General features: G+C 56.2%; 21 protein-coding genes. 12 read left to right on the top strand and 9 right to left on the bottom strand.

From position 1 onward, the window contains the following. Positions 1-13 precede the first annotated feature (13 nt). A complete protein-coding gene (locus HNR55_RS09075; protein ID WP_166114655.1) occupies positions 14-3,310 on the top strand; it encodes a type I restriction endonuclease subunit R in 3,297 nt (1,098 codons plus the stop codon). Between the two features lie 2 nt (positions 3,311-3,312). Next, the gene (locus tag HNR55_RS09070) at positions 3,313-4,041 is read left to right on the top strand and encodes a M48 family metallopeptidase (RefSeq protein ID WP_166114658.1); all 729 of its coding nucleotides are present in this window, start codon (positions 3,313-3,315) and stop codon (positions 4,039-4,041) included. Between the two features lie 214 nt (positions 4,042-4,255). Here HNR55_RS09070 and HNR55_RS09065 read toward each other — a convergent pair whose 3' ends face one another. Beyond that, positions 4,256-5,329, bottom strand: a complete 1,074-nt coding sequence (locus HNR55_RS09065; RefSeq protein ID WP_035367737.1) for an alkene reductase — start codon at positions 5,327-5,329, stop codon at positions 4,256-4,258. A 253-nt stretch (positions 5,330-5,582) separates the two neighbouring features. Then, positions 5,583-6,152, bottom strand: coding sequence for a cytochrome b (locus HNR55_RS09060; RefSeq protein WP_166114790.1), 570 nt, complete (start codon positions 6,150-6,152; stop codon positions 5,583-5,585). Positions 6,153-6,348: 196 nt separating this feature from the next. Between HNR55_RS09060 and HNR55_RS09055 the strand changes: the two genes are divergently transcribed. The 6 genes from HNR55_RS09055 to HNR55_RS09030 all read left to right on the top strand — a co-directional run bounded on the left by HNR55_RS09055 (position 6,349) and on the right by HNR55_RS09030 (position 10,993). Continuing rightward, positions 6,349-7,044: a VIT1/CCC1 transporter family protein gene (locus tag HNR55_RS09055; protein ID WP_166114794.1), complete on the top strand. Its 696-nt coding sequence runs from the start codon at positions 6,349-6,351 to the stop codon at positions 7,042-7,044. 77 nt (positions 7,045-7,121) lie between these two features. Next, positions 7,122-7,475 carry an ArsR/SmtB family transcription factor gene (locus HNR55_RS09050; protein WP_166114661.1) on the top strand — a complete coding sequence of 118 codons (354 nt, stop codon included), beginning with the start codon at positions 7,122-7,124 and terminating at the stop codon, positions 7,473-7,475. Continuing rightward, on the top strand, positions 7,472-7,894 hold the full coding sequence (gene arsC, locus HNR55_RS09045) for an arsenate reductase (glutaredoxin) (RefSeq protein WP_010510570.1): 423 nt from the start codon (positions 7,472-7,474) through the stop codon (positions 7,892-7,894). Before HNR55_RS09050 ends, arsC begins: the two co-directional genes overlap by 4 nt. Continuing rightward, on the top strand, positions 7,894-9,189 hold the full coding sequence (locus HNR55_RS09040) for an arsenic transporter (RefSeq protein ID WP_166114664.1): 1,296 nt from the start codon (positions 7,894-7,896) through the stop codon (positions 9,187-9,189). The genes arsC and HNR55_RS09040 overlap by 1 nt, the downstream gene beginning before the upstream one ends. Before the next feature lie 17 nt (positions 9,190-9,206). Further along, entirely contained in the window at positions 9,207-9,905 is a 699-nt protein-coding gene (gene arsH, locus HNR55_RS09035) for an arsenical resistance protein ArsH (RefSeq protein WP_166114667.1), read from the top strand. Positions 9,906-9,913: 8 nt separating this feature from the next. Continuing rightward, entirely contained in the window at positions 9,914-10,993 is a 1,080-nt protein-coding gene (locus HNR55_RS09030) for an ArsO family NAD(P)H-dependent flavin-containing monooxygenase (RefSeq protein ID WP_166114670.1), read from the top strand. A 97-nt stretch (positions 10,994-11,090) separates the two neighbouring features. Here HNR55_RS09030 and HNR55_RS09025 read toward each other — a convergent pair whose 3' ends face one another. The 4 genes from HNR55_RS09025 to HNR55_RS09010 form a co-directional block, all read right to left on the bottom strand. Beyond that, the gene (locus HNR55_RS09025) at positions 11,091-12,512 is read right to left on the bottom strand and encodes a hypothetical protein (protein ID WP_166114673.1); all 1,422 of its coding nucleotides are present in this window, start codon (positions 12,510-12,512) and stop codon (positions 11,091-11,093) included. Beyond that, positions 12,509-12,859 (bottom strand): plasmid mobilization protein, encoded by a 351-nt coding sequence (locus tag HNR55_RS16960; protein ID WP_242005535.1) that lies wholly within the window; start codon positions 12,857-12,859, stop codon positions 12,509-12,511. The genes HNR55_RS09025 and HNR55_RS16960 overlap by 4 nt, the downstream gene beginning before the upstream one ends. Before the next feature lie 304 nt (positions 12,860-13,163). Next, positions 13,164-13,487 (bottom strand): nucleotidyltransferase family protein, encoded by a 324-nt coding sequence (locus HNR55_RS09015; protein ID WP_166114676.1) that lies wholly within the window; start codon positions 13,485-13,487, stop codon positions 13,164-13,166. Then, positions 13,484-13,885 carry a nucleotidyltransferase substrate binding protein gene (locus HNR55_RS09010; protein WP_166114679.1) on the bottom strand — a complete coding sequence of 134 codons (402 nt, stop codon included), beginning with the start codon at positions 13,883-13,885 and terminating at the stop codon, positions 13,484-13,486. Before HNR55_RS09010 ends, HNR55_RS09015 begins: the two co-directional genes overlap by 4 nt. Before the next feature lie 301 nt (positions 13,886-14,186). Between HNR55_RS09010 and HNR55_RS09005 the strand changes: the two genes are divergently transcribed. Further along, positions 14,187-15,782 (top strand): DUF6538 domain-containing protein, encoded by a 1,596-nt coding sequence (locus HNR55_RS09005; protein WP_166114682.1) that lies wholly within the window; start codon positions 14,187-14,189, stop codon positions 15,780-15,782. Positions 15,783-16,198: 416 nt separating this feature from the next. Here the strand turns inward: HNR55_RS09005 and HNR55_RS09000 are convergent, their stop codons facing one another. Further along, positions 16,199-16,531 carry a hypothetical protein gene (locus HNR55_RS09000; RefSeq protein ID WP_194300242.1) on the bottom strand — a complete coding sequence of 111 codons (333 nt, stop codon included), beginning with the start codon at positions 16,529-16,531 and terminating at the stop codon, positions 16,199-16,201. Positions 16,532-16,613: 82 nt separating this feature from the next. Between HNR55_RS09000 and HNR55_RS08995 the strand changes: the two genes are divergently transcribed. The 3 genes from HNR55_RS08995 to HNR55_RS08985 all read left to right on the top strand — a co-directional run bounded on the left by HNR55_RS08995 (position 16,614) and on the right by HNR55_RS08985 (position 18,728). Beyond that, on the top strand, positions 16,614-17,504 hold the full coding sequence (locus HNR55_RS08995) for a 3'-5' exonuclease (protein ID WP_166114687.1): 891 nt from the start codon (positions 16,614-16,616) through the stop codon (positions 17,502-17,504). A 325-nt stretch (positions 17,505-17,829) separates the two neighbouring features. Continuing rightward, the gene (locus HNR55_RS08990; protein ID WP_086898717.1) at positions 17,830-18,312 is read left to right on the top strand and encodes an Hsp20 family protein; all 483 of its coding nucleotides are present in this window, start codon (positions 17,830-17,832) and stop codon (positions 18,310-18,312) included. A gap of 59 nt (positions 18,313-18,371) precedes the next feature. Beyond that, on the top strand, positions 18,372-18,728 hold the full coding sequence (locus HNR55_RS08985; protein WP_166114313.1) for a hypothetical protein: 357 nt from the start codon (positions 18,372-18,374) through the stop codon (positions 18,726-18,728). A 53-nt stretch (positions 18,729-18,781) separates the two neighbouring features. Here HNR55_RS08985 and HNR55_RS08980 read toward each other — a convergent pair whose 3' ends face one another. Continuing rightward, positions 18,782-19,339 carry a phosphate-starvation-inducible PsiE family protein gene (locus HNR55_RS08980; RefSeq protein WP_166114689.1) on the bottom strand — a complete coding sequence of 186 codons (558 nt, stop codon included), beginning with the start codon at positions 19,337-19,339 and terminating at the stop codon, positions 18,782-18,784. A gap of 159 nt (positions 19,340-19,498) precedes the next feature. Continuing rightward, positions 19,499-20,074 (bottom strand): hypothetical protein, encoded by a 576-nt coding sequence (locus HNR55_RS08975; protein ID WP_166114691.1) that lies wholly within the window; start codon positions 20,072-20,074, stop codon positions 19,499-19,501. Positions 20,075-20,273: the final 199 nt, after the last annotated feature.

Raw genomic sequence — 20,273 nt, 5'->3', positions numbered from 1 at the left:
GATATTTGAAAACATGGTTTCCGTCCCGAAGTTTCAGGAAGAATACAGCGCCAAACTACCAGCATTGGCCCTGCTCAGCACCCTCGGCTGGCGGTTTCTGCCGCCATCCGAGGCGCTGGCGTTGCGGGGCGGCAAACAGGACGCCGTGGTGCTGGACTCTCTCCTGCGGGCGGAACTGAAAAAACGCCGCTTTACGTTTGAAGGACAGGAACACGCCCTGTCCGATCAGGGCATTGATGCGCTGGTCTCCCACGTCACGCATCCGGATTTCGTCTCCGGCCTGCGCGATGCCAATGACAAGATGACCACGCATCTGCTGTTCGGCATTGCCATTACCGAGTTCATTAACGGCCGCAAGGCCAACCCGACCATCGCCCTCATCGACTGGCAGAACCCGGAAAATAACAGCTTTACCTTTACCGAAGAATTCAGCGTCCTCCGCACGGATCTGACACAGACGCGCAGGCCGGATATCGTGTGTTTCGTCAACGGCATACCGCTGGCGGTGATCGAGGCCAAGCGTCCTGATGGCCAGCCGGGCAAAGGCCCGACCGTGGACGCCGGAATTTCCCAGAGCATCCGCAATCAGAACAAAGATGAAATCCCCCAGCTTTTTGCCTACAGCCAGCTGCTGCTGTCCATCACCGGGCATGACGGGCGCTATGGCACCTGCGGCACACCCAAAAAATTCTGGGCAAGCTGGAAGGAAGAGGACATTCCTGAAAGCCGGATGGAGACGCTCAAGAACACGCCGCTTTCGGGTGCGCAAAAAGACGCGCTGTTTGCCGATCGAAAGCCCCCGGCCCGGATATGGTTCGAGGACTGGGCCTCCCGCCCGCTGCATGTCACGGATCAGGACCGGCTGCTGATCGGCCTGCTCTCGCCCGATCGCCTGCTGGACATGGCGCGGTTCTTCACGCTGGTCGACCGCAAGGCAGGCAAGATCGTCGCCCGCTATCAGCAGGTCTTTGGCATCAAGCGCCTGCTGGAACGCATCAAGTCCCGCCGCAGCGATGGCGGGCGTGAGGGCGGCGTGGTCTGGCACACCACGGGGTCGGGCAAGTCCTTCACCATGGTGTTCCTCAGCCGCGCCCTCATTCTGGATGATGATCTCAAGCAATGTCGCATTATTGTCGTGACAGACCGCAAGGATCTGGAACGCCAGTTGAGCACCACCTTCTCCACAGGAGGTGAACTGGCGGACAAGAAGGACAAGGAAGAGGCGCTGGCCACCTCAGGCCGCCGTCTGGCGCAGCAGATCGGGCACGGCCAGGAACGCATCATCTTCTCGCTCATCAACAAATTCCACACCGCCACCACCCTGCCCGAATGCCATAACGACAGCGCGGACATTATCGTGCTGGTAGATGAAGGCCATCGCAGTCAGGGCGGTGAAAACCATGCCCGCATGAAGCACGCCCTGCCCAACGCCGCCTTCATCGCCTTTACCGGCACACCGCTGCTCAAAGGGAGTGAGACCACCAACCGTTTTGGCAAGATCATCCACTCCTACACCATGCAGCAGGCCGTCGCGGACGGGACGGTGACGCCCCTGCTCTATGAAGAGCGCAAGCCCGATCTGGACGTGAATGACCGGGCCATTGATGCGTGGTTCGAGCGTATCACACAGGGGCTGACCGAGGAGCAGGTCACGGACCTCAAGAAGCGCTTCGCCCGCGCCAATCAGGTTTACAAGGCGGATGACCGCATCCGGCTGATCGCCATGGATCTGGCAACGCATTTCGACAGCAACATCGACAGCGGCCTCAAGGGCATGCTGGCCTGTGACAGCAAGCTCTCCGCCATCCGCTACAAGCAGTATCTGGACGAGGTCGGGCTGTTCGAAAGCGCCATCGTCATGAGCCCGCCCGATACGCGCGAAGGCCATACGGAAGTGGATGAACGCAGGCAGCCCGAGATCCAGGCCTGGTGGAAGGAGAATGTCGGCAGCCAGAGCGAGGATGACTACACGCGCGGCGTCATCGAGCGCTTCGAGAATGACCCGGATCTCAGGCTGATCATCGTGGTCGACAAGCTGCTGACCGGGTTTGATGAGCCGAAGAACGCGGTGCTGTATATCGACAAGCCGCTCAAGCAGCACAATCTGCTTCAGGCCATTGCGCGGGTGAACCGGCTACATGACCAGAAGAAGCACGGGCTGCTGATCGACTATCGCGGCATTCTGGCGGAACTGGACACCACACTGGCCAAATACGACGAACTGGCGGCCGAGAATGTCGGCGGGTATGACCCGAAGGACATTGCCGGGCTGTATAGCCAGATGAGCACGGAATACCGCGAACTCCCCGCCCTGCACAAAGCGCTCTGGGCCATTTTTGAGGGCGTGAAGAACAGGAGTGACCTCCAGCAGCTGCGTGCCGTGCTCATGCCCCGCATGGTGGAGGAACACGGCCAGATGGTGGACGTGAACCTCAAGCGCCGGGATGATTTCTATGAGGCGCTGACGAAGTTTGCCGCCTGCCTGAAAGTGGCGCTGCAATCCGTGGCGTTTTTTGAAGACACCAGCTTTACGGAAAAGGACCGCGCCACCTACAAGGAGACGCTGAAGCAACTCACCAGCCTGCGCCAGATGGTGCTGCAAGATACAGGTGAGACCGTAGACTTTGACCACTATGCCGAACAGGTTAAAAAACTGCTCGACCGGCATGTGGCAGGCGTAAAAGTGCATGAGTCTGGCGGCCTGTATGCTGTTGGCAAAATGGGCCAAAAACTAGAAGACGAAAAACCAGAAAACTGGACAGAAGAAAAAACCCGTAACGAGACAGACCTTATTCGCACCCGCATTACAAAGGTTATTGACCATGAGATGCAGGATGACCCCTATGCCAAAGAGGCCTTCTCCGCCCTGCTGCGCAAGGTTATTGAAGAAGCAGAAAGCCTGTTTGACCACCCTTTAAAGCAACTCATGCTGTTTAAGGAGTTTGAGGAACAGGTTACAGAACGCAAACTCGATACTATTCCGGCAATTTTTGAAGGCCACCGCCATGCACAGGCTTACTATGGGGTGTTCCTCAAAACCTTTGCAGCAATTTTTAACCATAAACAAACAGAAGAAGAGCAGCAAAGCTGGATTGATCTGGCCTTTCAAATTGACAGCATTGTCAGCAAAGCCGTGCGGGAAAACTCTCTGAGCCGTCCGGACATGGAAAAAACTGTTACACTGGCGCTCATCTCCCTTCTTTTTCCTGTTGGGCAAAAAATAGGATTTGGTCTGGATAAAATTACCGAAATTACCACACAGGTTATTCAGATTATGCGGGCAGGCCCTGCTGATACCTTACGCGGCTGAGCATGGCAGAGCGCATTTTAACCTATGGGGGAGACACTATCCGTGTGGAGTTGTTGCCACGCCCCCGCCTTGGCTCAACACTACGCCTTAAAGTCTACCCAGACCTGAGCGTGCAGGCTTTTGTACCTGAGGGAACCTCTGACACTGCTCTAGAGCAGGCGTTACACCAGAAAACCCGCTGGATATGGCAAAAACTGCGTGACTTCCGTGCTGTGCAGGAACAGGCCACACCACGCGCTTATGTGAGTGGCGAGAGCCATTTCTATCTCGGGCGGCGGCATCTACTTAAAGTGCACCATCAGCCTAACACCCCAGAAACCGTGCGTATGCTGCGTGGGCGGCTAGACGTTTGCGTACAGGAGCGCCACCCCTTACGTATTCAAAAGCTATTAGAGCTTTGGTATTTTAAGCGGGCACAACAGGTGTTTCAGGCACGGCTGCAAGCCTTACTGCCCTCCACATTGTGGGTTACACAGGCCCCGGCCCTCAAGCTTCAGATTATGCAAACCCAATGGGGTAATTGTTCACCGGGCGGCACCATTACACTCAACCCCCATCTGGTCAAAGCGCCAAGAGACTGCATTGACTATGTGCTTTTGCATGAACTGTGCCACCTCAAAGAACGCAACCATAGCCCTGCCTTCTGGGCACTCCTTGAACGCGTTATGCCCGACTGGGAGCGACATAAGGTACGGCTAGACAATATGGCAGAACTGCTCCTCACACGCTGATGCGGCAGATATGGGGGGGGGAAACAGACAGTCGGCTATCGGGATGGAGTTACCGAAAACAGCCTTTCGCAGTGTTCACATTCATGGCAGGGAGTAGAGCTATTCAGGTGATTTCGCCTACTTCACGACAAGTATCACGTCGGCGGCTAAATATTTTCTATAGTTCAAATGCAAGTTCCTTCCATTGGAAGGAACTTGCGGGAAAAATAGGGTATCAGCGAGCAAGCGGATAATCCGTATAGCCTTCTGCACCCTGCGAGTACCAGGTGCGGATATCGTCCTTGTTCTGGGGCAGATTGTCTTCCAGACGACGCACGAGGTCCGGATTGGCGAGGAAAGGCCGACCAAACGAAATGGCGTCCGCAACACCGGTAGCGACTGTCTCGATCGCTTCTTCCCGTGTGTAGTCCTGATTCAGAACCAGCGGCTTCCTGAAGACTTCGCGGATCGGACCATGCAGCTTGGGCTGGTCGGTCTTGCCGAACGTGCCGTTCGGTCCGGGCTCGCGCAGTTCAAGGAAAGCGATATCGAGGTCATTCAGCAGCTTTGCGGCCGGCACAAAAACCTGCTCTGGATGACTGTCGATGCAGCCCACCGTATCGCCATTGGGGGACAGCCTTACTGACGTTTTGTGCGCGCCAATCGTTGCGATCACGCGTTCGGTGACTTCACGCAGGAAGCGGATGCGGTTTTCCGGCGAACCGCCATATTCGTCGGAACGATGATTGGTGCCGTCCCGCAGAAATTCGTCGATCAGATAACCGTTGGCGGCATGAATCTGCACACCGTCAAAGCCTGCCTGAAGGGCATTGCGAGCAGCATTTTCGTAGTCGTTCAGGATGCGGGCAATGTCCTCCTTGGTGAGAGGGCGGGCGACTTCGGGAGCCTGCTTGCCATCGTAAGTATGGAGGGCTTCAGGCGCTTTTGTCGCCGAGCAGGACACAGGTTGCTGGCCCGTCACGCTGGAATGAACCATCCGACCCATATGCCAGAGCTGGGCCACAATCTTTCCGCCCTTGGCGTGAACTGCGGCGGTGATGGGCTTCCAGGCTTCCACCTGTTCCTGCGACCACAGGCCCGGCGCATACGGCCAGCCAAGACCTTCGCGGCTGATCCCGGTCGCTTCTGAGATGATCAGACCGGCTCCGGCCCGTTGCGCGTAATATTCGGCCATGATGGGGGTGGGCACATGATCACGGGTGCTCCGACCGCGTGTCAGCGGCGCCATGAGAATTCTGTTTTTGGCGTAAATGCTTCCCAGTTCAATCGGCTCAAACAGGCTGGTCATGACAGATCCTTCTTAAAAGACGCAGTTCCTATGAATTTGGGAAGCCTCACGAGGAATACAACAGAAGACTTACCACCTCGTCTGACTTGAGGTGAGCACTGCCTGTCTGCTTAATTGGTGAAGCCGACAGGCAGATTTGAGGGGACAGCGGAACATCTGTTGTACAACGGAAGCCGAAAAAAGCTGACGTTGTTGGCAATCCAGCATCACGATGCTGCCCAATCATGAAAATCAGATAGGTTCCCGATCGCAATCACTGACTGAGTGAGGAACCCCGCGGCAGCATGCGTCCAAGCACTTTGTCTTTCAGGACAAACTGATGAAAAAGCGCCGCCGCGCCATGGCCTGTCGCAAGACCCATAATCAACCAGGCGTTCCAGTAATGTAGCGTCTGAAACCACGTCACGGTTTCCGCCGGGAACCGCGCGAACGGGGATGGAATCAGGAGGCCGAAAAAACTCATCGTCTGCCCGGCACCCCATCGCCAGAGATAGCCCAGCAAGATTTCCGCCAGAAGCAGCACATAGAGCGTGTACTCTGCTCCAAGGGCGAATACCCGGTCCACAGGCACGAGAAGGTCCGACAGATGCCGGCCTTTCGTCAGACGCCAGACAATGCGGAACACCATAATTGCGGTCAGCAGGATGCCGGCTGTCAGATGCGCGACCACCATCAGATGATGGACGGATTTTGTTGGCCAATTCCAGGTTTCGCCAAGAGCAAACTGAAGCAGCACCAGAAAGGCCGTCATCCAGTGAAGGATGATCGTCGGCCTGTCGTAACGCAGCAGGCTATCTGTGATGTCCGGCGTTGAATAAGGCATATACGTCTCGGCAAAAAAGAACCCTGAATCCACTTCCGTATCATGCTTACCTGACAGGATTCTGAACAGAACAGATTTTCCTAAAACATAAATAATATTGAAAATAACTCGCAATATCAGAATGAAATATCTGTTGTCGCGGCAAATGATGCATCTTAACCTTTATTTGTATTCACCAGAAGCAGCAGGTCATCTTATGTCGCGTCTCCATCCTTTGGCCGAACGTCATGCCGTCGAGAAACTGGGATGGCTGCGTGCGGCTGTTCTCGGCGCCAATGACGGAACGCTGTCGACCGGCAGCCTCATCGTCGGCGTTGCCAGTTCTCATGCGACACGCGGCAGCATTCTCGTCGCGGGACTGTCCGCGCTTGTCGCGGGCGCCCTGTCCATGGCGGCGGGCGAGTATGTCTCGGTCAGTTCCCAGGCCGATTCCGAACACGCTGACATCGCCCGCGAAAAACAGGAGCTGGCCACGGACTGGGAGGGGGAGGTCGCCGAACTGGCCGGGATCTATCAGAAAAGAGGACTGGATGGAGACCTCTCACACGAGGTCGCCGTCGCCCTTATGAAACATGATGCGCTCGGTGCTCATGCCAGGGATGAACTGGGTCTGTCCGAAGCCACGGCGGCACGACCCATACAGGCGGCATTCGCCTCGGCAACCGCCTTTTCGTCCGGAGCCTTGCTGCCCGTACTGGCAGCTGTTCTGACCCCTGTCGCGTGGGTATCCTGGGGCGTGTCCCTGACCTCGGTCGTGGTTCTCGCCATTTTGGGCGTCGTCGGCGCGCTTGCCGGCGGCGCGGCGCCTCTGCGGCCAGCACTGCGTGTGACGTTCTGGGGTATTGTTGCGATGATCGTCACGGGCGGAATCGGCCGCCTGTTCGGCGTGTGACACCGTATTCCAGGTTTTGAACGAGGCATGTCCTCGGTAGTGTTGACTTCATCTAATATATCCGTGATCGTCGATTTATGGATACAGAATCTGCCCTCGCTGCCCTGAGCGCTCTGTCGCAGTCCACGCGAATGGAGATCTTCCGCCTGCTGGTGCGCCACGAACCGGACGGACTACCCGCTGGAGACGTCGCGCGGCATCTCGATGTCTCGCAGAACACGATCTCGGCCCATCTTGCCACCCTGACCCGTGCCGGCCTGCTGACCTCGCAGCGCTACAGCCGGCTGATCGTCTATCGTGCGCGCCTTCCGCGCTTGCGCGACCTGATGCTCTTCCTCGTAAGAGACTGCTGTGCGGGCAGCCCCGAACTCTGCGCGCCCCTGGTCGCGAACCTGTCCTCCTGCTGCCCATCCCGGGAATCCTGCCCATGACCATCACGATCTACCACAACCCGGCCTGCGGCACGTCGCGCAACGTGCTGGCACTGATCCGCAACAGCGGCGAGGAGCCCCGGATCATCGAATATCTGAAAACGCCGCCGAGCCGGGCCGAACTGGTCGATCTGATCGCCCGTATGGGGCTTCCGGTGCGCTCGGTCCTGCGGGAAAAGGGCACGCCCTTTCACGAGCTCGGCCTCGATAATCCGACCCTGACGGACGATACGCTGATCGACGCCATGATCGCACACCCGATCCTGATGAACCGGCCGATCGTCGTCACCCCCCTCGGTGTTGCGCTCTGCCGTCCGTCCGAGGCGGCTCTGGAAATCCTGCCCAACCCGCAGCGGGGCGCTTTCGTCAAAGAGGACGGCGAGAAGATCGTCGATGAATCCGGAAAGCGGATCTCCTGATGCTGGCTCTTCTGCTTTTCGTTGTCACGCTGGTTTTTGTCATCTGGCAGCCTCGGGGGCTGGGCATCGGCTGGAGCGCAATGGCAGGTGCCGCCGTGGCCCTGGCGTCTGGAGTGATCCACTGGCACGACATTCCTGTCGTCTGGCACATCGTCTGGGACGCGACCTTCACCTTTATCGCGCTGATCGTCATCTCGCTATTGCTGGATGAGGCCGGGTTCTTCCATTGGGCCGCCCTGCACGTCGTGCGCTGGGGCAAAGGACGAGGCCGGACGCTATTCCCGCTGATCGTGGTGCTGGGAGCGGCCATTGCAGCGGTTTTCGCCAATGACGGCGCGGCCCTGCTGCTCACGCCCATTGTCATCGCCATCCTCACTCAACTCCGCCTGAGCCATACCGCAGCCCTAGCTTTCATCATTGCGACTGGCTTCGTCGCAGATACTACCAGTCTACCGCTAGTCATCTCCAATCTGGTGAACATCGTCAGTGCCAATTTCTTTGGCATTGCGTTCGATCGCTATGCCGCAATCATGATCCCTGTCGATCTGGTAGCACTTGGTGCAACGCTAACCGTCCTGTGGCTGTGGTACCGGCGGCAAGTGCCTGCAACCTATCCCGTCACCAAACTACCAGAACCTGCCCTGGCCATTCGCGACCATCATGTATTTCGGGCGGCATTTCCGCTGCTGGCCCTGGTTCTGGCGGCCTATTTCCTGACCGCGCCGTTTCATATCCCGGTCTGTGTCGTAGCCTGCCTGGCCGCCGGAATCCTCTTGCTCGTCGCCGGATATGGCCGGGTCATCCCTGTTCGCAAGGTGCTGCGGGGTGCCCCATGGCAGATCGTGATCTTCTCGCTGGGCATGTATCTGGTGGTCTATGGCCTGCGCAATTCCGGGCTGACCGACTACCTCGCAACCGCACTGGTATGGCTGGGCCATCAAGGGACATTCACGGCCACCATCGGCACCGGCTTTCTGGCGGCTGCTCTGTCCTCCATCATGAACAATATGCCGAGTGTGCTGGTCGGGGCACTGGCGATCCAGCAGGCTCACGACATCACGCCGCTGACACGCGACCTGATGATCTATGCCAACGTCATCGGCTGCGACCTCGGGCCAAAATTTACGCCGATTGGCAGTCTTGCCACACTGCTGTGGCTGCATGTGCTGGCATCCAAGAACCATCGGGTCACATGGGGGCAGTACATGAAAGTCGGACTGGCAATCACTCCGCCCGTTCTGCTGGCGACACTCGGGGCGCTGGCTCTGTGGCTGCCTTGGATCAGCCGCCCATAATGCACGAATGGACCATAATGACCGAATCTGACTTGCCAGCCCTCCACCCCGAATATCTTGAACAGGTCGATCTCGCGCGGCTGGAACCGCAACCGCGTGTGGACCATCCGCCGCGTATCCTACTGCTCTATGGCTCTTTACGTTCCCGATCCTTCAGCCATCTGTTGGTTCTTGAGGCGGAACGCATCCTGAAGGTGCTGGGGGCCGAGACACGGGTGTTTGACCCGACCGACCTGCCGGTAGCGGATTCTGTGTCCGCGACCCATCCGAAAGTGCAGGAACTACGGGAACTCTCGATCTGGTCGGAAGGTCAAGTCTGGTGCAGCCCCGAACGGCACGGGAACATTACCGCCGTGTTCAAGAACCAGATCGACTGGCTGCCATTGTCCGAAGGATCGATCCGTCCGACTCAAGGCCGCACGCTGGCGGTCATGCAGGTTTCGGGCGGATCGCAGAGCTTCAATTCCGTCAATGCCCTACGGGTGCTGGGCCGGTGGATGCGGATGTTCACCGTCCCCAATCAGTCCAGCGTGCCGATGGCCTATACCCAGTTCGGTGACGATGACCGGATGAAGCCATCCCCCCTCTATGACCGGATGGTAGATGTCATGGAGGAGCTGATGAAGTTCACATGGCTGCTGCGCGACCGGGCCGACTACCTCGTTGATCGCTACAGCGAACGCAAGGCGGAATTCCGTCTCCCGGAAAGTCTGTGAGCCGGGCAATGGCGGAACAGTTCGATGTTGTGATCGTGGGAGGCGGTCAGGCGGCCCTCGCCGCGTCGTATTTTCTACGACGGACCGGACTGCGTTACGTCATTCTTGATAACGGGACGCAGGCGGGTGGTGCATGGGTGCATGGCTGGGACTCCCTGCATCTGTTTTCACCCGCGTCCTACAGTTCGCTGCCCGGCTGGCCGATGCCAGACATGCCGGATGGCGGCTATCCGACCCGTGACGAGGTGTTGGACTATCTGCACCGCTACGAGGCGCGCTATGCGCCGCCGATCCGCCGTCCGGTCATGGTCGAGTGTGTGGAGCGCGCGAACGGAAAACTTCTGACTGTCAGAACCAGCGCGGGTGATCTTCTTGGCCGTGCGGTTATCGGGGCGACCGGTACGTGGTCAGCCCCCTTTGTTCCCGATGTCGCGGGGCGTGACCTCTTCGGCGGGACGCAGATCCATTCCGCGCACTATCAGATCCCCGCACCTTTTGCCGGTCGGCGCGTGCTCGTGGTCGGTGGCGGTAACTCCGGGGCGCAGATCCTGGCGGAAGTGTCACTGCTCGCGAACGCAACGTGGGTGACGCTGCAGGATCCGGTATTCCTGCCCGACGATGTGGATGGACGGGTTCTGTTCGAACGGGCGACCGCACGAGTCCTGGGCAACGCCGGCGCCATGCCGACAGGAGGCTTTGGCGATATCGTCATGGTGCCGCCCGTACGGGCCGCCCGGGAGCGCGGTGTCTTCCACGCGGTGCGCCCGTTCGTGCGCATGACGGCTACGGGCGTCGTCTGGCCCGGCGGACAGGAAGAAGCCATTGACGCGATCATCTGGTGTACAGGCTTCCGTCCCGCGCTCTCTGCATTTGCACCACTCGACGTGATCGAGCCGGACGGGCTGATCCACGTGAACGGGCAGCAGGCCGTCAGGGAGCCACGCCTGTGGCTGCTGGGGTATGGCTTCTGGTGCGGTCCCGCATCCGCAACCCTCCTGGGAGCGGGCCGTGTCGCGCGATCCATGGTCCGGCAACTCACGGACTGGCTTGCATCACCGACACAGGATGTCCGCTTACCAAAACCTTGAGCGACTCTCTTTACGACCGAGAAGAGGCGTTAGCCGACCATAACCATGAAGATGTTTGACAGCAAAACCAGTTCATGCCCCCGAAAGGCCAGAGAGCCTACAGACCACCTAAATACGAGACCGTCTTCTGCTGCTGCATTTTTAGCACAGCGTGAACTGGCACACGCGGCTCGCCTCTTAGACTCATCATTGCCTCCGTCCACGCACCCTCCTGCATCGCCTGCCGCGTTACCGGATTGGCTGACACCAGGCACTGCTTTAAAAGCCTGCGTTCTTTCAAGGCTGCCTGCACTTCTGGTGATGCAAAATGCTCCTGCACGTCCTGCTGCCGTAAAGAGGCTACCTCCGCGCACGCCTTTGAAATCCGCCCTCTCGCTTCGACTGCTGTTATGGGAGGCACCTCTATGGACAACCCAAAGAGTGCCCTCAGCATTCGGGCAATAAGGGCTGCCAGCAGCCGCTCCAGCATCTCTCCCAACGTGCTGTTTTCCAGTCGTCGCACCATGTTTTGGTAGGGTAAGGCAATTAATTCCGCCCGACACTCAGACCGTTTCCACCTTGGCCGAATACGTTTTATTAACGCTTCAAGCCTCTGTGCGTATTCAGGAGGCACAACCACGGGCCGAGGCTTGACTGCCTTCATCTCCCGTACCGTCAAACGCGGTGGAGATAAGGAAACAGACCTATTGGCATCCGACAATAAGGCGACGAGCTCTTTTTTCTTCAGCCCTAGCACACGATGCAAAGCAAGATGAGCGCCTCCATTTTGACCAATCAACCAGACGTCAGGCTTCTCTCCCTCTCGCAGAAGATACCCCTCTTCAGCTACCCGTTCGATAAAAGAAAGTAAGACCCTTCCCTCTTCCTGCCAACGTTTGCGCAAGTGCGTTCGCAGGACTGGTAACACTGATTTCCCAGCTTTGCGCTTCGTGACCTGATGGGCCTTGTCCGTAAATGTTGACTGTGGCGTATGGCCTTCTCCCCAGAAAGCCTGCTTGAGGTCTGTGGCAGCCCGCTGCATATGGGGATTAGAAGAGGCTTCCAGCGCCCTGATGACTGCATCATTATGCTTGCCTGATGTCAGAGGGTGACCAAAGGCCAGTTCCGTAAATCGGGCCACCTTTTCGTTCCTGATACGGATAAAGCGAGAGTCCAGACTGCGCCCGTTAGCGAGGGTTTCAGCAAACACCACATGCCAGTGCCTGTCATAGCTTAGACCATCAGCCCGCTTTTTCTGGTGCTCTACAATCATCAGAGGTGGGTCAGCCCCAAATTCACTTTGGTAGAGTGTCACTATCTTCTGGAATGTCTCAGGAGATGTCGCCTGTTCCGGGCTGAGAATAACGTGACGCAAGCCATACCGCCGTTTAGCGTGGCGTGCATCTTTGACCGCCTCGGCAAGGGCAAACTCTCTACCCTGCACTATTCGGACCTCTTCATTCTCGTCCGTCCGCATGAGGTGGCGGAACAGATGCCGGTGCGTGCTTTCTGCCGTGATACGGGAGGCCTTGATAATCACGCCCGTATCTCCCGCAAAAGAGCACGAGTATGAGCGGTAGCGTCATCGACGGCCAGGAGGGTTTGTCCAACATCGGCACTCCGGCCCCCGTTTAAAACATGAGCTATCTGATTCAGGTTATTGCCAATGGCCGAGAGCTGATGCGCCACCTCCTGCAAGGCAACAACAAGGGCGTCATGTCGCCCTCTGGTTGCAATAGCAGCCAGCATCACAGACCGCAGCCATGACGAACAGGTGACACCAGCGGCACATGCCGCACGCTTTAAAACAGCATGTTCCGCATCGGACAGGCGGATACGCATATCATGGCACCGGCCATGGGTTTTTGGGGATTGTCTGACAGACATGGCAAGGCACTCCTTCACCACAGAAAAGGGGGTTCACGGGGGAAAGCAACGCTTCCCCCTGACCAGATTGCAAACCATCGCGACACAACGTGTCCGCTGGTTTGCACGGCTGGCTTTAAGGTAACCAACTTTTCTGCAAGTGACCGGGCTGGGAATGTGATGCCCTCACTGTGTGGCAGGCTCTAGTGCTGGAAAAGGCCTTTTAGCTCTTGATGAGTTCTCAACAGCTCACCTTTAAAAGGTATTTTCAGAAGACTGTTAAACGAGGGACGTCAGAGAAAAGGAACCCTCAGTGAACGCGTCTTTAGCAAATATTTTCTAAGGGTATTTGAATAACAATATGGTCTTTCTGAATCAGGTCACGAAAAACGTCATCGGTTATTGCCCAGTCCAGCACATCGACTTTCCAAGGCAGCAGAGATGAAGAAAAAGCCTCTTCCAAACCGACGCGCACCAGTAAAGGCAGTGGCTCTTCGCCAATAATCACAAGGTCCAAATCTGAATATGGCTTGGCAGTTCCTTTTGCTCTGGAACCAAACACCCAAACCTCTTTATCTGGCACAAACTCTTTGAGAAGAGTTGTGACTGTGAGTTTCTCTTTTGAGGAAAGAGCCAAAGCAGATGTCATGCGGTGCGTTCTTTTAAGACCTGCAACAAGAATGCAGCCTCTTCTATAAAATCAGGAATACCCGCCACAACCTGCCGTGCCGTTATCTCGTTATAGGTATGGCTCGTTAAATTGCGCATCTTCCGATACACACTCCATTCAGCCCAAGACCCTTTTAGGAGACCAGCTTCATTGGCGGAGCGAATAAGGTCTGGAAATCCCATCCGGTCATATTCTTCTGGTGAGGCGGAATTCTGTTCCAAAAACCGTTTCAGGGTTTTGTGGCTAAGTTCATAGGTAAACTCAAAGCGTTGTATCAGGCCATCGCGTAACTGCTCATCCGTTGGTTCAGCCTCATGCCGCACCCAACCTTCTTTCAAACGGTCAAGAGCCCTTTCCAATGGCGTGAGATACAACATGCTGCTCTTTACCTTCTGCTACGCTTCATACCTTCATGTAGTCATACCGTATTCCCACACTACGCAACACCGCGAATGCGGCCCCTTGCCCGGCTTGACCTTCCCATAATGTTCAACCAAAATGCCTACCAGAAATTCAACCCCGAAGGTGACGACAGAGCACTTTGTTCGTCTTTTCAAGAGGTTAACTGCGGGACTGTGCAGGACTATGAAGGTTCGAGTCCCGCAGTTCGCACCACAAGCTGTTGAAAAACAGAGGTATTTTGTCCGAGAGGGAATTTTCCCATAATGGGAAAACTTCATGCTCCGCGCCATCCCGTCCCGACGCACAGGACAGCCTCGTTATCACTTCCGCCGCATCGTCCCGGCACTGCTCCGTCCCCTGTTGGGCAAGACCGAGATTTCCCTTGTCCTCCATACCTCTGATAAACTGGTCGCCCGTGAACGTGCAGCCGCCCTGTATGCCAGGACGGGACAGCTTTTCAGAGCAGGCAAGATGCAACACCCCACCAAAGACGACCTTCTGGCCCTCTATCGCGACCTGATCCAAAGCTACGAGGCCGCTCTGAAGGCTCAGGAAGAGAGTGCCGAGAAAGTGCTCGAAGCCGAGCGCGCCCAGCATCTCATTGAAAAAGCCGATCTGGTCACCAAGCAGTCCACCTTCCTCAATACGGTCCTGCCTCACATGGAAGGCCTTCTGAAGGGACTGGGACAACTCAGGCACACCCTCGAAAAACGAGAAATCTGGTCTGTCACCGAAAAACAGGGCTTACAAAACCAGATCACCACGTTCTGTAACTTGATCCAGACCCACCTGCCTCACAATGAAGACAAAACCGATGGGCAGAAATCCTCGTCCAAACAACCGCGCAGCATGAAACTGTCGACGGCGGCGGACAAATTTGTCTTCTCAGTGCCATCCAAAAGTGCTGGCACTATCAAGGGAACTGGCAAGACCGTAGCCCTCTTCACCGAAGCCTTCGGGGATATCCCGGTTCATCAGATCACAGGCGACATTGTTGGAGAATTTTACGACCTGCTGTCTGGCCTGCCGACCACCCATGGTAAAGGAAAGATCACCCTCCCCCTTCGAGACGCTGTCAGAGAGGCGGAGGAAGATGGAGCGGAACTCGTCTCCGGCAAGACCGTCAAAAATCATTTCTCGCGCATGTCCCCAATATGGAATGCATTAGTTTTACGAGACCTCGCCCCCAAAAACCCTTGGGCCAACTGGTCTTTCGATTTAACACAAAAGACCAATCGCCGGGCCTGGTCAGAAGACGAACTGAGAACACTCCTGACGTCAAAATGGCTGGGACGTGTTTTCCCCGAACGCACCTATCGGGGCATTGTGCGCATTGCTCTTTATACCGGCATGCGTCTGGGCGAGATCTGCAATCTGAGGAATGAGGATATCGAAGTCCTGAACGGTATTCCCTGTTTCCACATCCGGCCCCATACGGTTGAGATCGACGGCAAAATTCGGGAATGGTCTCCCAAGACATCGGCTGGCACCCGTATCGTGCCCATTCACAGCAAACTTCTGGAAAAAGGGATCCTTGAGGAATTCAGAAACGCCGGCCCCTATTTCTTCAGCGAACTGCCTATCTCCAATTTCGGGGTGCGGGGCGCCAATTTTGAACTGATCTTTTCCAAACATAAACGGCGCCTGAACCTGCCAACGCAGGTCACCTTTCACTCCTTCCGCCATCTGGTTTCAACCGTGCTCAGAAATCAGGACAATCACATTCGAGAGCTTTGGATTGATGACCTGTTAGGCCATGAAGCCACTCATAAAAGTCAGGGCACGACCCAATACACATCGGCTATTTATCTGCAAAATCTCCAGCGGGTTGTGGAGGCCATTACCTATCCCGATGACATTGCAAACTGGTGAACACCTAGCCGGCCTGCGCTGGCTTTAGGGACCGGATGAAGGACACTGGTGCTGTTTCTTATCACCAGCCCTTTCTCGCCATGCGACCATTGGTCGCTTTGAAAGGAAACCTAGGCGACCAACGGTCGCATCACCCTCCCTTCATCAACGACCATTGGTCGCATGGTCAAACCCTCAAGTGCGACCATTGGTCGCTTTGGAAGGAAACCCAGGCGACCAACGGTCGCACCATCCTCCCTTCATCAACGACCCTTGGTCGCATGGCCAAACCCTCAAATGCGACCATTGGTCGCTTTGAGAGGAAACCTAGGCGACCAATGGTCGCATAAAACGCCCCTCACAGTGTCCGCAAAAAGATGCGCTGTTGCCCAACCGGACACCTCTTCCCAATCAATTTATGACGTTAAATCAGTCCCTTAATTCAAAGCCCAACAGCGTGAAGTCGGCACGTTCTGATCTGTCTGGAGATTGGGTGCGGTTAACACACACAACACAGTTTGCTTACGCCCCTCTACTGTTAAAAGAACCCCTTGCCCAGAATAATCCGTCGCGCTGATGACCTTGAAACCCTTGTTCAATAACTCGGTCAAAGACAACGCAAGTGGTTTCAACGTCGTGGGAACCGCCAACGGACTATAGGGGGATTTCACACCCGACTGCGGCAGCCAGTCCCCCGATGACTGGGCAAAACCACAAACCGGCCCTAAAAGACCAAGGGCTATCATCAACATAAAACCGGCTTTGCGCATGAGACTTCCTCCTTCTAATGCTGTCACAGCCTGTAACGGATTGCCCCCTGTTTATCACACCAGGCGTTAAGGGAGCGCTTCTGTGCAACACACCTCGCTGGAAGATCAGGCACGCACCTTGGAAGCCACAGGTGCTTACCGGGTTTTACGTCGTATCGCGCCCCTTCCGCTTGAGACGCACGTACCGCGCGACCAGACCCGTGTGGGCCTTTTTCTGGATCTTGAAACCACCGGCCTCGACCCGGCCTGTCATGAAATCATCGAATTCGGGATGGTGCCCTTTGTCTATACGCTGGATGGGCGCGTTCTCGGCACCTTACCGCCCTTCAATCGTCTGAGAGAGCCTTCCCACCCCATCCCTTCCGACATTACAGCCCTTACCGGCATCACACAGGAGATGGTTGCAGGTAAAACCATCGCCCCTGAAGAGGTCGCCCAGTTCGCGGCCCAGGCAGCCCTCATCGTCGCCCATAACGCCCGCTTTGACAGGCTATTTGCCGAACGCTTCTGGGAGGGATTTTCAACACTGCCCTGGGCCTGTTCCATGGAAGATGTGCCCTGGCAGGCAGAAGGCTATGAAGGGCGCAGCCTTGGTTATCTCGTCATGCAGGCCGGGTGGTTTTTTGAGGGACACCGGACCGCTGATGATTGTCTGGCTGGTGTTACCTTACTCAGCACATGTCTGCCTAAAACACAGACCCCAGCCCTCTCCGTCCTGCTTCAGGAAGCGCGGCAACCCCGCTGGCAGATCTGGGCGGAGAATGCCCCCTTTGACCTTAAAGATAAGCTCAAGGCGCGTGGCTACCGCTGGAATGACGGCACAGATGGTCGCCCCAAAGCGTGGTTTACCGAAGTGCCGCAGGCGCAAAAAGAAGACGAACAGCATTTCCTGAAAACAGAAATCTATCTTCGTGAGGTCGCCCTGCTCACCCGTGAAATTACCGCATGGGATCGTTTCTCAGCCCGTGCCTGAAACACGCCCCTTTCCTTTCCCCACTTCCCTTATTCCTCGGCATGGCAACAGCAGACAGGCGGCAATCGCCCTCTCTATCGACATTTTAAGGCCTACATAAGTTTTCGGAGAGCAGACGTCGTTCTTCCAACGTTTCTTCTCTAAGCCGCAGTATTTCAGATCCACGATATAGGGAGAGTCGGGATTACAGTGTTATTTTCATTTTCGCCTCTTGAAGACTCTGAAGGGAAATCCAGATACAGATTGCTGGCTGCCGAAAGGGGTCGGCGTGCAGTCAGAAGCTGCATTAATCTTGTGTCCATGTTGCTCAAAGGAGAATATGGCTATGAGAGCCACTGTTGACTTTGCACCCCTGTTCCGTTCAAGCATCGGCTTTGACAGAATGCTGAACGCTCTTGATCTCGCCAACCGGATTCCGACGGTCGATAATTGGCCGCCTTACGACATCCTCAAGACCGGTGAGGATGATTACCGGATCGACATGGCAGTTGCCGGTCTTGCCGAGAATGACCTTACGATCACGCAGGAGCGTAATACTCTGGTCGTGACAGGGCGAAAGGCGCCCGAGCCTCAAGACGCGATCGAGTATCTCCATCGCGGCATTGCAGGCAGAGAGTTCGAATGTCGCTTCGCTCTGGCCGAGCATATGAAAGTCACCGACGCCCGCTTCGAGAACGGGCTCCTGTCCATCACCCTGAGGCGTGAGATACCGGAAGCGCTGAAACCGCGCCGTATCGCAATCACGTCGTCCACGACGCCTGCAGGGCAAGTTGTGCCTCAGATTGAGGCGCAGAAAGAGGCTGCCTGATGGCGTGACAAAAACTCTTCCCCGGTCGGCTGAACGACCAGGGGAAGTCTCGAAAGATCATGAGCATGAAAAGAATGAGAGGAGTTTTGTCGTGCCTGGCCCTGATTGCGCCTCTGCTGTGCCAATCGGGTGCATATGCTGATGGTGTTACCCGGAAGACCCAGACATCATTCGATGCAAGAACGGCACCGTCGACTTCTGCAACGCAAAAAAGCGAGCCGCGCACTCGTTATGTGGACGGCACAGGCGATATGCTGATTGACCGGCTGAATGAAAGCCAGTTGGATCAGAACTATAATGGGCCGGTTTATTATCCCGGACAGCCCATCCCGCCCTTCCGGGCGATCGACACAGAGCATCTGAGCCGATCAGGCCAGGAGACAACAAAGAATACGCCTTCGTCGCACGTCATGTAATATGAACCTTAGGAGAAGGTGGCACTTTCTCGTGCCGCCTTCTCCTTGACAGTTCAGGCCGAGGGATATTTAGCCTTGCGGCAGGACAGGGCAGTGTCTTCGAGACGTGCCTGTTCCCGGGCATCTCGCGCGACGCGTGCATCCTGATCGCGAACCAACCAGTAGACGATACCCAGAGCCAGAACAGCGGCTGAAAGAGCGAACAATTCTGCGGCGGTTAACTCATGCAGATCCAGCAGGATGAATTTGCGGGCAATCGCTAACAGGGCGATCAGAACTATGGTCCGCACCCGGATGACGTTCTCATGTTGGGCAAGAACGACCAACAAGGAATGCTTGAATTCAAGGGCGATGATGACAGTAAAGATCGCACCGAAAATCGTCTGAAAAACTGTCTGGTTGATAGGATCGACCCCGACGTCGACAACCAGATGCCAGACCGCCCGGATCAGATGCATCGTCGCAACGGCGCTGACCAGCATAATGAGCGCGATCAGGGTCAAGATGATCGCCTGTTCAAAGCGCTCATAGAATGTCAGGCCGCTGAACAGTCTGATGAGGCGGGACCAGTCCCTGCTGTGCCAGGAACGTTTCAGAGAAATATCATCCATAACCGTTTTCCCATCCAATAACTGAATTATACTGTTTCACGCCTTCTGTTGGGCTTTCCCACAACGGAGCGTATCGCCATGCAGGACACGACACAGATCAAAAGCGTTCACCGTCCGTTTGAACAGCATCGCTTCGTTCCTGCGGGAAGGGACTGCTTTTTACAGGACACTCCCGGCATGCTCGTTCACGGAACCTACCTTCCGCGTATCCACGGCGGGGGTCAAGGTCATGGCCTCAGGCTTTTGACTCTCGGGCTTTCCAACGGTCAGTGATGATACAAGCGTCGAGCAGGCCTTGCCTCCGGTGCTCGACACATAAACGATCGGCGCCGACTGACCGTTCGAGGTCATCATAATTGTCTGCGTACAGGATGCGCTGGGCCCACCGATACTGACAGCTTCGACACGCTGCTCGGACATGACCTGCTTCGGCAGCCCGTGCTCAATAGCCGGAACGGCGCGTAACGTGCTGACCAGTCGTGCTGTCAGTTCCCGGTCGGCAGCCTCCATGACAGCGATATCGTGTGTCATCATGCGATCAAGGGCGTCAAACATCGCGATATCGGATATCGAGGGGGTGGCGGGAATATTCTGGACTGGCACCAGAATGCCAACCTGATGCCCTTGCGCATCAATGACGTGCAAATTACCCTGTGCTTGCGCTGGCATGGCAGCCACCCCGAAAGCCAATGTGGCGACAACAGCGCCAGCGTGAATCATCCGCGAAAAATGCATTTTGGAATCCTCCGTATCTGATAAGCAGTGTCGGACGATGCAAGGAATATGGCGCGCAAAAAGCCCGTTAGCAAGACGGGAATGATGGTGAAAAACGCGCACATGAATGTCGACTGAGTCAGTATTTCACCTTACAGACGACGTTCCATTCAGCCCCACAACTACCTATCGTCTTAATGGAAACATAGCGGACAGACTG

Origin of the sequence: Acetobacter lovaniensis (assembly GCF_014207635.1) — a bacterium.
Classification (GTDB): Bacteria; Pseudomonadota; Alphaproteobacteria; order Acetobacterales; family Acetobacteraceae; genus Acetobacter; species Acetobacter lovaniensis.
The sequence above is the reverse complement of the archived record's forward strand: the minus strand, read 5'-3'. Positions and strand labels throughout refer to the sequence as shown.

Bases quoted from the DNA above. Each gene is read 5' to 3' on its own strand.
- HNR55_RS09075 (WP_166114655.1), top strand. From the start codon at position 14: ATGGTTTCCGTCCCGAAGTTTCAGGAAGAATACAGCGCCAAACTACCA.
- HNR55_RS09070 (WP_166114658.1), top strand. From the start codon at position 3,313: ATGGCAGAGCGCATTTTAACCTATGGGGGAGACACTATCCGTGTGGAG.
- HNR55_RS09065 (WP_035367737.1), bottom strand. From the start codon at position 5,329: ATGACCAGCCTGTTTGAGCCGATTGAACTGGGAAGCATTTACGCCAAA.
- HNR55_RS09060 (WP_166114790.1), bottom strand. From the start codon at position 6,152: ATGCCTTATTCAACGCCGGACATCACAGATAGCCTGCTGCGTTACGAC.
- HNR55_RS09055 (WP_166114794.1), top strand. From the start codon at position 6,349: ATGTCGCGTCTCCATCCTTTGGCCGAACGTCATGCCGTCGAGAAACTG.
- HNR55_RS09050 (WP_166114661.1), top strand. From the start codon at position 7,122: ATGGATACAGAATCTGCCCTCGCTGCCCTGAGCGCTCTGTCGCAGTCC.
- arsC (WP_010510570.1), top strand. From the start codon at position 7,472: ATGACCATCACGATCTACCACAACCCGGCCTGCGGCACGTCGCGCAAC.
- HNR55_RS09040 (WP_166114664.1), top strand. From the start codon at position 7,894: ATGCTGGCTCTTCTGCTTTTCGTTGTCACGCTGGTTTTTGTCATCTGG.
- arsH (WP_166114667.1), top strand. From the start codon at position 9,207: ATGACCGAATCTGACTTGCCAGCCCTCCACCCCGAATATCTTGAACAG.
- HNR55_RS09030 (WP_166114670.1), top strand. From the start codon at position 9,914: ATGGCGGAACAGTTCGATGTTGTGATCGTGGGAGGCGGTCAGGCGGCC.
- HNR55_RS16960 (WP_242005535.1), bottom strand. From the start codon at position 12,859: ATGTCTGTCAGACAATCCCCAAAAACCCATGGCCGGTGCCATGATATG.
- HNR55_RS09015 (WP_166114676.1), bottom strand. From the start codon at position 13,487: ATGACATCTGCTTTGGCTCTTTCCTCAAAAGAGAAACTCACAGTCACA.
- HNR55_RS09010 (WP_166114679.1), bottom strand. From the start codon at position 13,885: ATGTTGTATCTCACGCCATTGGAAAGGGCTCTTGACCGTTTGAAAGAA.
- HNR55_RS09005 (WP_166114682.1), top strand. From the start codon at position 14,187: ATGCTCCGCGCCATCCCGTCCCGACGCACAGGACAGCCTCGTTATCAC.
- HNR55_RS09000 (WP_194300242.1), bottom strand. From the start codon at position 16,531: ATGCGCAAAGCCGGTTTTATGTTGATGATAGCCCTTGGTCTTTTAGGG.
- HNR55_RS08990 (WP_086898717.1), top strand. From the start codon at position 17,830: ATGAGAGCCACTGTTGACTTTGCACCCCTGTTCCGTTCAAGCATCGGC.
- HNR55_RS08985 (WP_166114313.1), top strand. From the start codon at position 18,372: ATGAGCATGAAAAGAATGAGAGGAGTTTTGTCGTGCCTGGCCCTGATT.
- HNR55_RS08980 (WP_166114689.1), bottom strand. From the start codon at position 19,339: ATGGATGATATTTCTCTGAAACGTTCCTGGCACAGCAGGGACTGGTCC.
- HNR55_RS08975 (WP_166114691.1), bottom strand. From the start codon at position 20,074: ATGCATTTTTCGCGGATGATTCACGCTGGCGCTGTTGTCGCCACATTG.